This window comes from Mucilaginibacter sp. P4_C11, assembly GCF_056402115.1.
In genome coordinates this window covers 96151-112612 of sequence record NZ_JBFUIA010000015.1, presented here as the reverse complement: position 1 = coordinate 112612, position 16462 = coordinate 96151, and the positions used below count along the sequence as shown (strand labels likewise).

The window sequence follows — 16462 nt, the reverse complement described above, 5'->3', positions numbered from 1 at the left end:
CTTTGGACTTACGACTTAGTACTATTGACTTAACGGAGTTTTATTGCCCGCAGCATTTCGCGTTTGCCTGCGGCGCCCGGTACCTTTTGTATGCTAAAACCAAGCGCTTTAAGCATCCGTTTAAGGTTGCCGGTTATGGCATAGGTAACAAATACACCGCCGGGCTTTACAAAACCGGCAACATGGCCAATGGCTTGCTGTTCCCACATTTCGGGCTGGTGGGATGCTGCAAAAGCGTCGAAATAAATGATATCATATTGCCGGCCGGATGGAAAATTCAATAATTTGCAGTTGGCTATTTGTAGCCGGCAATTATCGTTAATGTTTACAGAACCGGTTAAAGCCGCGCGGTAATTTGTTAAGTACGACTCCCACAATTCGGCAGGGGTATAATCATCATAACCGGTCTGGCTCATCATTTGTGCTGTAAGCAGGTATGCTTCAATACCGGTGTAGTTAAGATCGATTTGCTTTGTTGTGCAAGCATCTGCGCTCAATAAAAAATTGAGCCCTGTACCAAAGCCAACTTCTAATATACTTACCCCTGTTGTATCATTTTGATCAAGAAAATAGTTAAGCCCCGCGTTTATGAACACGTGCAGACTCTCCTGCAGCGCCCCGTTGCGCGAGTGGTAAAGCTCGCCTACTTCGGCGTTGTAAATGGTTTTTGAACCATCGGCGGTTGTAACTATTGAGAGTTGATGGTTCATTCGGCCCCCTCTAAATCTCCACCTGTAGGAGAGACTTTTCCTGCATGATCCAAAGCCCTTCCGCTTACCAGCGGAGTGGATTGGGTGGGGTTAAACGCTGTCACAACTTCGCCAAGGTCATAAACAGGAACTTCGCTTATGGCCCCTGCTACAATACTTGTTGCGGCAGCCGAGCGGTAACCCGCTGCGCAGTGCACAACAATGGGTTTATCTACAGGTATTTCGTCAATTCGCTCCCGCAGTTCGGGAAGGGGGATGCTTATAGCCTGTTTAAATATTTTGCCGTCGTTTACTTCGTTGGTATTCCTGACATCTATGATGGTGTAATTTTCGGGCCTGGCCTTAAAATCTTCAATATCCAGGTTGAGGAGGTTATCGCTTGTATTTTGGGGCGATAGCTGTATAGCCATGATGTTGGTTTCGTAACCTATTTTGGCAGCTTTTTTTACCAGTAAATCGGCAGTAGCGTCATCTTCTGCAACCAGGTAAAATTTTTCGTCGGGCTGCAGTATCGAGCCTAACCAGGTTTCAAACTTATCGCCATCCTGCAGGTTGATAGCGCCTGGAATGTGGCCGGCTTTGAAAAGTGTTTTAGGCCGGCTATCTATAACCGCGATTTTTTCCTGTAATTGAATATCGGCCTCGAATTTTACGATGTTATCAATACTTTGCTGAAATTTAGCGGCGCCGGTTTTATTTAACTCCACATCATAACCAAAGTATTTTGGTACAAAAGGCTGGTCGGCCGTAAGGGTTTTGATGAAGGTTGCCTCGTCCATCAGTTGCAGGGCGTAGTTTTCCTGTATTTCGCGGCCGATGGTACTTTGCAGTTCGGTGCTCATGTTTTTGCCGCATAATGATCCGGGGCCATGTGCCGGGTAAACAATAACGTTTTTGGGTAGCGTCATTAGCTTATGGCGGGTGCTCAGGTACATTTGTTTGGCCAGTTCCTCTTTTTTAGCTGTAATGTTGCCCACACTTTCGCGCAGGTCGGGGCGGCCAACATCACCTACAAAAAGGGTGTCGCCGGTAAAAACGGCTGTTTCTTTACCCTCTTCGTCTACCAGTAAAATACAAATAGAATCGGGTGAGTGGCCGGGGGTATTTATGGCTTTCAGCTTTACATCATTCAGCTGGATAACATCGCCATCGTCAAAAGTTTCATGGGGATAGGTGGCGCCGGTAAGCTTACTGCAATAAATAACGGCATCGGTAACCTGGTGAATTTCCAGGTGAGAACTTACAAAATCGGCATGCGGATGGGTTTCAATAACGCCAACGATATCGGCATTGTGCTGGGCTGCAAGGGAATAATATGGCAAAGGATCGCGTGCCGGATCAATAAGGATCATTTTACCTGTGCGGATAACGGCGTACGATGCATGCGCCAAACCTTTGTCGTAGAACTGCTGGATAATCATAACAGCCGCAAAGATAACTGTTTGGCAGGGATGTTTTAAGGTTGAAATGTTTGGAGGCTGTAAAGTTTGGGAGGCCACTTTGCCCGAAAGCTTTTCAGTTTGAATTTAAAATTCTGCCCTTTTGAACATTATATTCGTTTTCTGTGATTGCGCCGCTATCTAACAACTGCTTATACTTTTGCAATTCATCGGCTGGCGATTGATTGGGGAAGCCATAAAATGGTTTTTCATCTATTCGCCTGGTGCAATAAACTATAATTACACCTAATATGCTAAAAAACAAACCTAATAACAACCCGCCAACTGACCCGATGGTTCTTGCTGAACCCGCGTTGTACCCCCAAATTGCAGGAATAAGCCAGATGAGCGATGCAATAATAATTAAAATGATTTCAGGTGCGCCGAGTCCCATATTGTAATCAGGTTTAAGGTAAAAAAGTTATTTATTAGGTGATCAAGGTATAAAATAGTTTTATGATTTAGCCTTTAAAGCTTGAAAAAATATTTATTAAGGAGGTGTTGTCCGCAGGGGCCCTATCTTGATGCTTGCTACTTGCTACTAAAAAAGTTACCAAATCTCCGTCCTGTCATCTGGTTTTTTGTACATTTTATCCCCCGGCTTAATGTTAAAGGCCTGGTACCAGGCACTAATGTTGGTTAAGGTGGCGTTAACGCGGTGCTTATCGGGCGAGTGCGGATCTGAAAGGATGCGCTTGGCTGCTGCTTCGGGGCGTTGCAAACTGCGCCATACCTGTGCCCATGACAGGAAGAAACGCTGTTTGGGTGTAAAACCGTCTATCGTATCGGTCGATTGGCCTTGTTTTGTTTTCAGGAAAGCCTCATAGGCAATGTTTAAGCCTCCTAAATCAGCAAGGTTTTCGCCAAGGGTGAGTTTGCCATTTATACGCAGGGTATCCAATATAGTAAGTTTATTGTATTGCACTACCAGCCGGTTGGTAAGCGCTTTAAACTTCTCGGCATCGCTTTTTTTCCACCAATCGCGCAGTGCGCCGTCGGCGTCATATTGGCGGCCCTTATCGTCAAACCCGTGCGTTATTTCGTGGCCCATTATTGCTCCTATCGCACCATAGTTTATGGCATCATCGGCCCTTAAATCAAAAAAAGGGAATTGCAGCATACCTGCCGGGCAAACAATTTCGTTGTTGGTTTCAGAGTAGTAAGCGTTCGCGGTTTGCGGCGTCATTCCCCAACTGGTTTTATCAATAGGTTTGCCCAGGTGGCTAACAATGAAATTGTAGCGCCATTTGGATACGCTGCGCAAGTTGGCTACATAGTTATCACGGTTTATAACTACCCCACTGTATTTTTCCCATTTATCAGGATACCCTATTTTTACTGTAAAGGCGTACAGTTTTTTTAACGCATGTTCCTTTGTTTCAGGGCTCATCCAATCCAGGTGTTTAATTCGGTCGCCCATGGCTGTTTTCAGGTTGTTTACAAGCGCTATCATGTGCTGCCTGGCAGCCGGGGTGAAATATTTTTCTACAAACAGTTGTCCCAATAATTCGCCAAGTGTTGCATCAACAACATAGCTCATCCGCTCGTTTCGTGGTGCTTGTTCTTTTTCGCCGGTTAAGGCGCTGTTATAAGCAAAGCTAGCCTGTACAAAACGCGAACTTAAGCTTACTGAAGCAGCTCTTAATATATTCCATTTAAAATATATTTTCCAGTTTTCAACAGGTGTGGCCGCCAATAACGAATCGGCGGCTTTGAAAAATGCCGGCTGACTAACTAATATGCTGTCCTGGCCAGGGGCATTTAGCTTTGGCAATAGTGTGGTCCAATTTAAATGTGGGGTAACTTTAGTAAAATCGGCCAACCGGAATTTATTGTAGATAACATGCGGGTCGCGCATGGCCACACGGCTAAGCTGCGCTTTTGCCAAAGCAGCTTCAATGTTATAAACTATTGCCGCATTCTTTTCAGCTTCACTGGTTGTGCTGCCAGTTAAGGTGAACAACGTTGCTGCGAATGTTTTTAAAGCGTCCTGGGCATTTTTTGATCGCTTGTCGTTTTTTAAATAGAAATCCCGATCAGGTAGTGTAGTGCCTCCCTGGCTGATGCGAACAATATACTTTGATATATTTTTATCGTCCTGGTCAACCTCCAGCCGGAATATCTGGGCGAATATGCCATTAACACGATCAAAAGCTAGTTCGTTAATAAGGTCATCAAGATTTTTGACTTTGTCGATGTGCTCCAGTTCGGGCTTTATTGGCGAATAACCCAGCTTTTCGATAGTGAGGCTATCCATACCGCTGGCGTAAAGGTCGCCAACGCGTTGTTTAATGCTGCCTTTAGGTTCGGTTATAGATTGGCGGCTCACTCTGTCCAATAGGGCCAAAAGCTTTTTGGTGTTTTCCTGCCGTAGTATGGCAAAGCTGCCCCAACGGTTTTCTTTGGCCGGTATGGGGTTGTTTTTAATCCAGTTGCCGTTGGCGTACTCAAAAAAATCGTCCCCGGGTTTCACGGATATATCCATATTGGCCGGATCGATGAATTTTGTTGGTGCGGTAGCCTGGTGTTTTTGTTTTTGGGATTTTGTTTTATGAGCTGTTTGTGCATTTACCGAAAGTGACAAAATACCCATGTACATGAAACACCAGAACTTTAATTTCATAGCTATTATTTGAAAATTAAAGGTAGTAAATTACAGCAAAGATGTACAGAACGATGGCCCGGACCTTTTAACGGTTAAACCAGTTTATAACAAAGCCCAGTTTTGACCTTTTTAAAACATCGAGCCAAAAACGGTGTATATGCAGTGATTTCATGACTAATAATGTTTGCGTAGTATAATAACTTTTTAATTGTAAAAATATTGTGAGGTGTTTCTGTTGCCCGGTTCGGGTTGCCTGTGGCCGGTTAAAATGTGGACAAATTAGCTTGAATCTGTTGCGTGGTTCGGGTTGCCTGTTGCCGGTTAAAATGTGGACAAATTAGCTTGAATCTGTTGCGTGGTTCGGGTTGCCTGTTGCCGGTTAAAATGTGGATAAATTATAGCTTGAATCTGTTGCCGGTTACACGCATCGGTTATCTAAACTTTGTTTCGATAGCCTGGCCCTCAAACCGCGCAGCCCCAAACCTCCAACACCGAACCCCGCAACCCGAACCTCGCAACCCGAACCTCGCAACCCGAACCGCAAAAACCTATTTGCTATGAACCCCTAACTATCGTATTTTTGCGCGTTATGAATATTGCTAAAACATATTTGCCTAAAGAAACCGAAGATAAATGGTACAGTTACTGGTTAAAGCACGATTTTTTTAAATCGGTGCCCGATGAGCGCGAACCTTATACTATAGTTATTCCGCCGCCAAATGTTACCGGTGTTTTGCACATGGGGCATATGCTAAACAATACCATACAGGATGTGCTGGTACGCCGCGCCCGTATGAAAGGCAAAAATGCCTGCTGGGTACCCGGTACCGATCATGCCAGTATAGCTACCGAGGCCAAAGTTGTGGCCATGCTTAAAGAGCGCGGCATCAGCAAAAAAGACCTTACCCGCCCCGAGTTTTTAACTTATGCCTGGGAGTGGAAAGAAAAATATGGTGGCATCATCCTCGATCAGCTTAAAAAATTAGGCGCATCATGCGATTGGGGCCGTACCAAATTTACCATGGACCCCGAAATGTCTGAAGCGGTAATAGATACCTTTATCCACCTGTACAAAAAAGGCCTGATATATCGTGGCGTACGCATGGTAAACTGGGACCCACAGGGGAAAACGGCGGTAAGCGATGAGGAGGTTATCCGTAAAGAAGTAAATCAAAAGCTATACTATATTAAGTATCAAGTATCAAGTATCAAGTATCAAGTCAATGAAACAGACGAAAAAAAGTCTGACGACTTGATACTTGATACTGATTACTTAACCATTGCCACCACGCGCCCGGAAACAATTATGGCCGATGCTGCAATCTGTGTTAACCCCAACGATGAACGCTATTTTCATTTGCATGGCAAACGGGTATTTATTCCGTTAATTAACCGCGAGATTCCGGTAATATTGGATGAGTATGTTACCATGGATTTTGGTACCGGTTGTTTAAAGGTTACCCCGGCCCATGACTTAAATGACTATGAGCTCGGCCAAAAACATAACCTGCCTGTTATTGATATTTTAAATGATGACGGTACGCTGAACGAGAAAGCGCAGATTTTGGTAGGTGAGGATCGTTTTATCGCCCGTAAAAAAATTGCCGTTTTATTGGAGGAAGCCGGCGCTTTAGCTAAGGTGGAAGACTATAAATCGCAAATTGGTTTCAGCGAACGTACTGATGCCGTTATTGAGCCAAAATTATCGATGCAATGGTTTTGCAAAATGGACGAGATGGCCAAACCAGCTTTGGATTATGTATTGAATGGCGACATAAAACTGATACCAGAAAAATTCACGAACACCTACCGCCACTGGATGGAAAACGTGAAGGATTGGTGTATTAGCCGGCAGCTTTGGTGGGGGCAGCAAATTCCCGCCTGGTATATGCCAAACGGTAAATATGTTATTGCTAAAAATATTGATGAAGCTTTAATTGAAGCTAAACTCATCACTCAAAACTCGTCACTCACAACTCAAGACCTGACGCAGGAAGAAGATGTGGTTGATACCTGGTTTTCATCGTGGTTGTGGCCGATATCTGTTTTTGATGGTTTTAGAGACCCTGATAATGCGGATATTAACTACTATTATCCAACTAACGACCTGGTAACCGCACCCGAGATCCTGTTTTTTTGGGTAGCCAGGATGATTATGGCCGGGCATGAGTTTAGGGGAGAGCTGCCTTTTAAAAACGTATATCTTACCGGTATTGTACGGGATAAGCTGGGCCGCAAAATGTCGAAGCAATTGGGCAATTCGCCAGATCCTATTGATTTGATGAATGAATACGGCGCCGATGGCGTACGTGTGGGTATGCTGTTGTGCTCGCCTGCAGGTAACGATTTAATGTTTGATGTAAGTTACTGCGAACAGGGCCGTAATTTTGCCAACAAAATATGGAATGCCTTTAAGCTGATAAAAGGCTGGGAAGTAGATAACAGCCTTGAAAATCCTAATGAGATAGCGATTGAATGGTTTGGCAGCCGTTTTAACCAGGCCCTGGGCGAGATTGAAGATAACTTTGGGCAATACCGTTTGTCAGAAGCGTTAATGGCTACCTACAAGCTGGTATGGGACGATTTCTGCGCCTGGTACCTGGAGATGATTAAGCCCGCTTACCAGCAACCTATTGATAAAGTTACCTATGCCGCTACTGTTCAGTATTTTGAAAATATTTTGAAAGTGCTGCACCCCTTTATGCCATTCCTCACCGAAGAATTATGGCATGATGAAATATTTGGCGAACGAGCCGAAAAAGACTGTTGCATTGTTGCTCAATTGCCAAATATTGGGGAAATAAATACACAGCTACTTGTGGAAGTGGAGATCATAAAAATTGTCCTTACGCAAATCAGGTACATTCGCAATAAAAATGAAATTTCGCCTAAAGAGGCGCTGGAGCTTTCATGTAAATCAAACTCGGGTATAAATTACAGCCAGTACGCGGCTATTATAGCCAAATTGGGAAACATAAGCCAGTTTGCTATGGTTACCGATAAAGTTTCAGGGGCAGTTAATTTTATTGCTTCAACCGATGAATTTTTTATTCCGTTAAGTCAAAATCTTGATCCGGTTGCCGAGTGTGCCAGGCTTGTAAAAGAGAAGGAATACCTGTTGGGCTTTTTAAAATCTGTTAACGCAAAGCTTGGTAACGAGCGCTTTATGGCCAATGCCAAGCCCGAAATTATTGAGATTGAGCAACGCAAAAAGGCCGATGCCGAAGCCAAGTTAGCCATCATTGAACAAAATATGATTGATTTGGCTTGCTAATTGCATGAATGAGAAGCTGCGAAATACAAAACTAAAATAGCTTTCAATCTTAATTGACTGGCTATAGCGTTTGGTATTAGCAATGTGCTTTAATCATGAGTAAGGGAGTAAACTTTTTCAATTTTTCAATTTTTAGCATTTTATCAAAGGAGCAGTCTTTTCTTGATCAGGCGCGTATCCGCTTGCTGTATTTTGGGTTTCCTTTGGTTTTCATTGCCTTAGGGGCCGTTTTGATGAGCGTTTATTTCCAGGGGCAAACTATGCTGGCTTATACGGCAGGCGCATTAATGGTTTGTGTTGCCGCACTGTTTAAATTTTTAACATACCGGCCTCAATGGCGTTTAATATCTCATTTACTGCTTAGTGCAGGCACTATTGTTAACATTAGCATAGTTTATATTACGTTGCAAACCGTGAATATAGTTACGGTACAGGTAATTATATTGGTTATCGTATTTAGCTATTATATGCTTGGGCAAACGGGCGGGCTGATTTACTCGTTGTTAAACACAGTACCTGTGTTGATTTTCATGATTATTGAATTTACAAAGGGGTACGTTATCGGAATTAAGCCAGACAGGATAGATCAATCAACTATTATTATTACCCTTTTTGCCAACTTTATCCTGTTGATATTTATACACAGCCATTTTTATACGGCGTTTTTAAAAAATATAAAACAGCTGAAAGAAAGCGGCGAGGATCAGGTTGCGCTAAACGCCCAACTCGAAAAAGCAATAAGCAAAGCCGAGAAATCAACCCAGGCCAAATCTGAATTTTTATCAACCATGTCGCACGAGATCCGCACGCCTTTAAATGCGGTAATTGGCATGAGCAACCTGCTCATGATGGGCAACCCGCGGGCCGATCAGAAAGAAAACCTGGAGATACTGAGATTTTCGGCCAATAATCTATTAGCGGTAGTAAATGATGTGCTTGATTTTAATAAGATAGAATCGGGCAAGGTTGTTTTTGAAAATATCAGGTTTAACCTGGTTGAGTTGATGAATAATATTTGCGGCGCACAAATAATTAAGGCCGAGGAAAAAGGACTGTTGTTTAAGCTGGATGTGGATAGCACGCTGAACAACAAGATAATTTTTGGCGACCCCACCCGTATTACCCAGATTATTTATAACCTGGTGAGTAATGCTATAAAATTTACAGCAACCGGCAATATATGGGTTAAGGCTACCTGTTTTGAGGACAGGCACGATAGGGTTACGGTGAAATTTTCGATAAAGGATACAGGTATTGGTATCGAGGAGCACAACCTTACCAGTATTTTTGAACCGTTTACCCAGGAATCATTAACAACAACCCGCCAGTACGGTGGCACCGGCCTGGGTTTGGCTATTGTGAAACGCTTACTTGATTTGCAGGGCCTGCATATGCACATATCCAGCAAACCCGGCTCAGGTTCGGAGTTTTCGTTTAATATGGAGTTCCCGGTATCAACAGAAGTGGCTATTGAAAAAGCGATAGCTCCGTTGGTACAGCCGCAGGAAAAAACCGATGTTATATCGGGTATCCGCGTGCTTATTGCCGAAGATAACCTTGTAAATGTTATGCTGATGAAAAAGCTATTATCTAAATGGAATATAACACCAACCGTTGCCGAAAACGGCTTGCGCGCGGTTGAACTGATGCAATACGGTAACTTTGATATTATATTGATGGACCTGCAGATGCCGGTGATGAGCGGGCTTGACGCTACCATGGAAATCAGGAAAATGGCCGATCCTAAAAAGTCGCTTATTCCAATTATCGCCCTTACGGCTTCGGCGTTGCTGGATATTAAAGAGAAAATTTTTGAGGCAGGTATGAATGATTATATTTCAAAACCATTTAAGCCCGATGAATTGCTGGAAAAAATGCAGCTGCTGGTACACGCAGCTTAAACCGGTTTGCTGTAAACCGGCAGTTCTTCAATAAACTGATAGTTTCTTAGTTGGTGATTGATTGTGCAATAATAATGCTGCAAGCCGTTACTTACCGCCAATAACGATACTTTGTGCACCATATTATACCGGGCCACCTGGTCGAAAGTTTTTTGATCGATACTAACGGATGGCGCTTTGCATTCTACAATCAAAATCCGTTGCCCGCTGCTGTTAAATACTACTATATCTGTACGTTTCTGCAACCCGTTAAGCCTCAGCCCACCCTCGAGCCGGATGAGTGACCGTGGATATCCTTTTTGCCTGATTAGGTATTGTACAAAATGTTGCCGTACCCACTCTTCGGGGGTAAGGATGATGTTTTTTTTACGGATCTCGTCAAACAAGCTCAACTGCCCGTTATCGTCGCTTATTTTAAAAGGATAGGGGGGGAGATTGAGAGGAGGTAAATTCAAAATTCAAAATTAAAAAGCCAAAAGTAAAAAGGAATATCTGAAACATCGGCCTGTTTTATTGCTTAATTAAAAATTCAACAAAGGAAGTGTGGCATATGGCCACAAACCCGGCACTTTTCAAAATATTACTTTCCACATTTACATCATTATGCGGCATTACCGCTTTGATTTTTTTAATTTTGAATGTTCAGCCAGGAATTCATTTTTGAATTTTGACTTTTGAATTTTGACTTATGGGAGCCGCCGATATAGTAAAGGATATAAAGAACCGTAAATACAAACCCCTGTACCTGCTGCACGGCGAAGAGCCTTATTTTATTGATGTGGTGAGCAACTACATTGAACACCACCTGCTGTCCGAGGCCGAGAAAGGTTTTAACCAAACCGTGGTATACGGTAAGGATACAGAGATGATGACTGTGCTTAACGCGGCTAAACGTTACCCCATGATGGCCGATTACCAGGTAGTAATGGTAAAAGAAGCTCAGGATATGAAATGGGGCAAGGATGATGACAGCAAAAAAGGGATCGACCCTTTATTGAGCTACCTAGAAAAGCCCCTGCCAAGTACCATACTTGTGTTTTGTTATAAGTATGGCAAGTTTGATAAGCGCAAGAAAACTTACAAAGCGATAGAAAAAAACGGGCTTATTTTTGAGTCGGCACCTTTATATGATAGTAAGATACCGGCCTGGATAGAGAGCTTTATAAGCGATAAAGGTTATAAAATAAACCAGCAGGCATCGGCCATGTTATCTGAATACCTGGGCAACGACCTATCTAAAATAGCTAATGAGCTGGAGAAGCTAATGCTTAACATAGCAGCCGGGCAAGAAATTACCCTGAAACTGGTGCAGGATAATATAGGTATCAGTAAAGAGTATAATGTGTTTGAGCTGCAAACCGCCCTTGGCAAAAAGGATGTTTTAAAGGTTAACCAGATTATTAATTATTTTGAGGCAAACCCCAAAGCAAATCCTATTGTGCTGGTACTGGGCAACCTGAATAACTTTTTCAGCAAGGTGTTGGCCTATCATTATGTAAAAGATAAATCGCCCCAGAACGTAGCCCGAGAGATAGGGGTGAATCCTTATTTTGTGAAGGATTATGAGTTGGCCGGCCGCAGTTACAATTACCCCAAAACAATGCAAATCATTAGCTATCTGCGCGAATATGACCTGAAAAGCAAAGGTGTTGAATCAAACGCGCCCCATGGCGAATTGATGAAAGAACTGATGTTTAAAATACTGCACTAAGCCATTATTTCCCTAAAATACTTCTGTATTACTATATTAATCAGGTAACATTTTTGTTAGGTGTAGCATGCGCCTGTGTTTGTCCGTAGCGCTGGTGTTTCATGCAAAAATGCCCTTTTAGCCTAATTTAAGGGTTTTTTATCTCCATGGTAACGGGGCTTGTTACAATGTAATTAACTATTTACATTGTAATAAAATTAACCGGTAATTTAATTTATTATGTTCACCTCATCAAAGGCAACCTGCAGTGCTTTTGGGCCTGATCATAAACATAAATTATTGAAATATGATACTTCTATTCTGCGGATTATCTGGGGCTGGTAAAACAACATTGGCTAAAAATGTTGCAAATGAATTAACCGAACTGGGGATAAGAACTGAAATAATTGACGGCGATGAGTATCGCAACGAAATTTGCCGCGATTTGGGCTTTAGTAAGGCAGATCGCTGTGAAAATATCCGAAGGCTGGGCTTTATTGCCAGCCGTTTCTCGGCTCATGGTATTGTAACTATCGTGAGCGCTATAAACCCCTATGACGAAATGCGCCGCGAGCTAGCCGAAAAATATGAACATGTAAACATTGTGCATATTGATTGCCCGGTAAAAAAACTCATCAGCCGCGATACCAAAGGGCTTTACAGGAAAGCATTTTTACCCGACGGGCACCCCGATAAACTGAGCAACCTTACAGGTATTAACGCGCAGTTTGATGTTCCATATGCTCCCGACTTATACATAAATACCAGCCAAAACACAGTTATACAAAGCACTTCCTCTTTGCTTTATTTTATCCTGAATAATCTTCATCCGGTTGATAGGGTTGAAAAAAAAGTAGCCCATGATAGTTAAAATCTGTAGGTAGCTACTATTTATTGCAAAACTCATTATGCAGAAACGAACACTTATTATAGCCGGTATGCACCGCTCCGGAACCTCGCTTATAGCGCACTGGCTTACCAAATGTGGTATGCAACTGGGCGAGAAGCTGGTTGAACCAGGGCCCGGGAACCCCGATGGGCATTTTGAAGATGTGGAGTTTTTAAAAATGCACGAAGAGATACTGGCCAGTAATAACCTGCCCAAAACCGGGTTAACAGACGGGCATGTTGATGCTTTTTCTATTTACGAGAAAGAGAAAGTTAAAAGCGTTATCAGGGTTAAGCAACAGCTGTACGATCAATGGGGCTGGAAAGACCCCCGCACGTGTATGTTTCTTGATGTTTATAAGGAACTTATCCCGGATGCCTGCTATTTGGTTATTGTACGCGATTACCGGGCGGTAACCAGTTCATTGTTGCGGCGGGAGTTTAAAATTGTTGACAGAAAGTACCTCGGCCGTAAATACCTATCGAGGTTAATATGGCTGATTTTTAGACGGGCACGCAGAAAAAATGCTTTTTACCGGATAAATACCGAAGCCTATTTAAAAGTTTGGATTAACTATACCAGTGATATTTTAGCGTGCATTAAAAAGCTGGCTCCCGAGGCTTTTGTTGTAGTTAATTACGATATGTTGAGCAAAGAGGATACTTGTGTTTTTGGGCACCTGCAAAACAAATGGAATTTTTCGTTAACCTATTCAAAATTTAAGGATGTGTTTAAAGAGAACCTGATAGGCCAGGATATTGATATAAACCCATATATTACTGATAAATCCCTATTAAACCAGGCAAAGGAATTACAGGACGAATTGATGGGTTACATGAGCCTTTGAAGGGAAGTCTTTAGTCGAAAGTCTTAACATTACACGCTTTCTATCCATTCCGCTGCCGATTTAACATCTGTAAAAAACTCAATCACTAATTTGCCTTTTAGTGTGTAAATGCTTTTACGGGCAGATAGCTGGCTGAAAACACTTGGCGAGTGTACCCAGGCAAAATAACGTAATCCTGCCTTCTCCATGTCAGGGAACCATTCGGTATTTCCCCAGTCAGATGCTTCCGACCAGTTGCCCAAAACATGAATGTTGCTGTTGAGTACTTTGCTTACTTTGTTTTTAACAAGCATATGCTGCATTTTTAAACAGCCGTGCTGTACCGATTCGAGGTTTTGGAACCCTATCCAATCAACATCAAGTCGGCTATGCTGCGGGTTTAATTTGATGGTAATGGTATCATCCTGGTAATGGGTATCGTTATCTGCAAGGGGCTTTGTTTTGGTAACCGTATCAGGTATCAGCCTGAAAAAGAAAGTTGAGCCTTTACCCGGAGTGCTTTCAATCCAAAAGCTGCCATTATGCCTTTTTAATATCTCGGCCGATATAAACAGGCCAAGGCCAAGCCCCTCAAAACGCATAGCGGTGTTATCAACCCGGTAGTAACGGTCAAACAGCCGCATCAGGTTCTTTTCTTCGATGCCGATGCCAAAATCCTCTACAGAAACTATAATGCTGCCATCGGAATGTACGCTGCAATTAACCAATACTTTTTCGCCTTCGGGCGAATATTTGATGGCGTTGCTCAGTAAATTATTTACCACCTGTTCCAGCCGGAAACGATCGCCGGTATAAGTTACATCGTCAGCTTTTTCAAGAATGATCCGGTGCGATGTGGTAGCCTGCTGCACACTCTCTATACTATCTTTAAGCATCTCCAGGAAGTTGAAGGGCTCCATCGTATACTTTATTTTGCCTGCGTTGATACGGGTTACATCCAACAGGTCATTAATCAGCTTCTCTAACCGTAATACATGCGAAGCAGATTTTTGAACAAAGCTGCCAAGCTTCTGCGGGTCTGCCGTACGCTGCATCAATTGGTTAAACGCTTTGATGCTGGTAAGCGGCGTTTTTAGTTCGTGGCTGGCAATAGATAGGAATTCATCTTTCTTTTGTTCGTTATTTTTTTGAATTTCGATATTGGTATTTGTACCCAGCCATAACCTGATCTGTCCGTTCTCCACCAGCGGAAGCGCACGGGCCAAATGCCAAACGTACTGTCCATCGTGAAACTTGAGGCGAAACTCCACCATAAATTCAGTGCCGCTTTGCAGCGCGGCCTTCCATCTTTTCGAACTGAGCTGCCTGTCATCGGGATGGATAAATTCCTGCAGGCTGCGACCCAATATCTGGTCCATGCTTTGGCCAAAATCGTCGCAAACCACTTCGTTTACATAATCCAGCGAGCCGTCTGGCCGGGCTGTCCAAACCTGTTGAGGCATGGCGTTAAGTAAAAAGCGAAAACGTTGTTCGTTTTCCTTCTCTTTTTGGCGGGTAAGTACGGTTTCGGTCAGCTCAAAAACAAAAACTAAAATACCGTCAACAACACCGTCGCCATCGTACCTGGCCTGGTAAATAAAATTAAAATAACGATCTTCAATATTGCCGTCGGCCTTGCGTGCCAGGGGTACTAAAAGCTCCTTGCCCTCAAAAGTATTGCCGGTGTAATACACACTTTTTAATATGTCAATAATGGGGGTGCCGTTCAGCTCCGGCAGTGCCTCTTTAATGGGTTTTCCTAATAAATCGCGTCCCGGGAAAAGCTGCTGATAAGGAGGGTTTACCAGTTCAAATACCATTTCGGGGCCGTCAAGTACACAAATGCCGGTTGGTACCTGCATAAAAAAACGTTTCAGCCGGTCGCGCTCCCTGGCGGCCTCGGCCTGGGCATTAAACAGTTCTATATTACGCTGCTGAACCCTTTCTTCCAATTCATCATTAAGCAGCTGTATATTTTGCTGCGCCTTGAAAAGCTCTTCGTTGGTAGTGTGTAACTCTTCATTTGCCGATTGTAGCTCCTCATTGCTGGCCTGTACTTCTTCATGGGCATTGGCCAAACCATAGTTTAAAGCTAATAATTCTGCCTCGTTTTGCTCCAGGCGCTTTTGGGCCAAAACAAGGTCGGTTATTTCATATTTAAAACTTAAAACGGATGCTATTTCGCCATCGTCATTGCGCACGGCCTGGTATACATAATTAAAATAATGCTCTTTAACCGGGCCGCCCGGCTCATCGGCCAGCGGGATATTGATCTCGTTACCTGCAATGGTTTCGCCGGTTTTGTACACGTGCTGGAGGATATCCCAAATTGGCTGACCGGCCACTTCGGGCAGGGCATATAATAAGGGCTTACCCAATACTTCCCGATTGGGAAAAAGCTCCGATTTATAGCGTGGGTTTATAAATTCGTACACCATGTCGGGCCCGGTAACTATCGCTATCTGGGCCGGAATTTCGGCAAAAAGTTTTTCAATTTGCCTGCTTAATCTTTCGGCTGTAGCGGCTGCCTGGGTTTCTTTATCCAGGCTGTCTTTTAAAGCGCGTTCGGCAAGCACCTGCTGGGTAACATCTTCGGTATGATGAATGATATAACAAATTTCACCCTCGGCATCCAAAATCGGTGTATGCGACGTTTTCCAATACCGCTCTTCTACCTGCAGCGGATCATTAAGAGTTGGTATATCAAACCGCATCACAGGCAGCTGATGTGGCTGTAAGGTTTCCAATACTTTACTCAGCGAAAGCGCAATCCCGCCTTCTTCTGACGACCAATCCGGAATTTTTGGGAATACATCAAAAAGATATTGCTCTTCAATTTCAACACGGGTTTTGTTGGTAAGCTGCAAGTAAACATTGCTGGCCGCGAGCATGTATAACGCAGGCGAGAGTACGAGATAGGGTTGAGGTAAGGTCTCAAAAACCCTTAACATTTCCGGGGGTAATGCAGAACTGTGTTTTAAAGCCATTTAAGCTATAGAAAGATGTATACAACGTTACTAAACGAATAGCAGATATTAAAATGATATTAACTGTGAAATTGTTTTAGAAATTATTCATTGGTTCATTGGTTCATTGGTTCATTGGTTCATTGGTTCATTGGTTCATTG

At 43.2% G+C, this 16462-nt stretch carries 11 protein-coding genes; 5 read left to right on the top strand and 6 right to left on the bottom strand.

The window, feature by feature from the left end; all coding sequences use genetic code 11:
- Nucleotides 1–29: 29 nt before the first annotated feature.
- The 4 genes from mnmC2 to AC1DU2_RS15500 form a co-directional block, all read right to left on the bottom strand.
- Nucleotides 30–710, bottom strand: a complete 681-nt coding sequence (mnmC2, locus tag AC1DU2_RS15515) for a tRNA (5-methylaminomethyl-2-thiouridine)(34)-methyltransferase MnmC2 (RefSeq protein ID WP_477385212.1) — start codon at nucleotides 708–710, stop codon at nucleotides 30–32.
- Nucleotides 707–2131, bottom strand: a complete 1425-nt coding sequence (locus AC1DU2_RS15510) for an MBL fold metallo-hydrolase (protein WP_477385211.1) — start codon at nucleotides 2129–2131, stop codon at nucleotides 707–709. The genes mnmC2 and AC1DU2_RS15510 overlap by 4 nt, the downstream gene beginning before the upstream one ends.
- Before the next feature lie 94 nt (nucleotides 2132–2225).
- Nucleotides 2226–2543 (bottom strand): SHOCT domain-containing protein, encoded by a 318-nt coding sequence (locus AC1DU2_RS15505; protein WP_477367777.1) that lies wholly within the window; start codon nucleotides 2541–2543, stop codon nucleotides 2226–2228.
- Nucleotides 2544–2699: 156 nt separating this feature from the next.
- Nucleotides 2700–4772, bottom strand: a complete 2073-nt coding sequence (locus tag AC1DU2_RS15500; RefSeq protein WP_477385210.1) for a M13 family metallopeptidase — start codon at nucleotides 4770–4772, stop codon at nucleotides 2700–2702.
- A gap of 571 nt (nucleotides 4773–5343) precedes the next feature.
- On the opposite strand from AC1DU2_RS15500, the gene AC1DU2_RS15495 reads away from it, so the two are divergent.
- Together AC1DU2_RS15495 and AC1DU2_RS15490 are read left to right on the top strand one after the other, a co-directional pair.
- Nucleotides 5344–8028 carry a valine--tRNA ligase gene (locus tag AC1DU2_RS15495; RefSeq protein ID WP_477385209.1) on the top strand — a complete coding sequence of 895 codons (2685 nt, stop codon included), beginning with the start codon at nucleotides 5344–5346 and terminating at the stop codon, nucleotides 8026–8028.
- A gap of 95 nt (nucleotides 8029–8123) precedes the next feature.
- Complete coding sequence (locus AC1DU2_RS15490) at nucleotides 8124–9929, top strand: ATP-binding protein (RefSeq protein ID WP_477385208.1); 1806 nt, start codon at nucleotides 8124–8126, stop codon at nucleotides 9927–9929.
- Here AC1DU2_RS15490 and AC1DU2_RS15485 read toward each other — a convergent pair.
- Complete coding sequence (locus AC1DU2_RS15485; RefSeq protein WP_477385257.1) at nucleotides 9926–10387, bottom strand: type I restriction enzyme HsdR N-terminal domain-containing protein; 462 nt, start codon at nucleotides 10385–10387, stop codon at nucleotides 9926–9928. The genes AC1DU2_RS15490 and AC1DU2_RS15485 overlap by 4 nt on opposite strands.
- Before the next feature lie 230 nt (nucleotides 10388–10617).
- On the opposite strand from AC1DU2_RS15485, the gene holA reads away from it, so the two are divergent.
- The 3 genes from holA (at nucleotide 10618) to AC1DU2_RS15470 (ending at nucleotide 13355) form a co-directional block, all read left to right on the top strand.
- Nucleotides 10618–11640 (top strand): DNA polymerase III subunit delta, encoded by a 1023-nt coding sequence (holA, locus tag AC1DU2_RS15480; protein ID WP_477385207.1) that lies wholly within the window; start codon nucleotides 10618–10620, stop codon nucleotides 11638–11640.
- 286 nt (nucleotides 11641–11926) lie between these two features.
- A complete protein-coding gene (gene cysC, locus AC1DU2_RS15475; protein ID WP_477385206.1) occupies nucleotides 11927–12490 on the top strand; it encodes an adenylyl-sulfate kinase in 564 nt (187 codons plus the stop codon).
- A gap of 37 nt (nucleotides 12491–12527) precedes the next feature.
- Nucleotides 12528–13355: a sulfotransferase gene (locus AC1DU2_RS15470; protein ID WP_477385205.1), complete on the top strand. Its 828-nt coding sequence runs from the start codon at nucleotides 12528–12530 to the stop codon at nucleotides 13353–13355.
- A 29-nt stretch (nucleotides 13356–13384) separates the two neighbouring features.
- On the opposite strand, the gene AC1DU2_RS15465 is transcribed toward AC1DU2_RS15470, so the two are convergent.
- The gene (locus AC1DU2_RS15465) at nucleotides 13385–16285 is read right to left on the bottom strand and encodes a PAS domain-containing protein (protein ID WP_477385256.1); all 2901 of its coding nucleotides are present in this window, start codon (nucleotides 16283–16285) and stop codon (nucleotides 13385–13387) included.
- Nucleotides 16286–16462 lie beyond the last annotated feature (177 nt).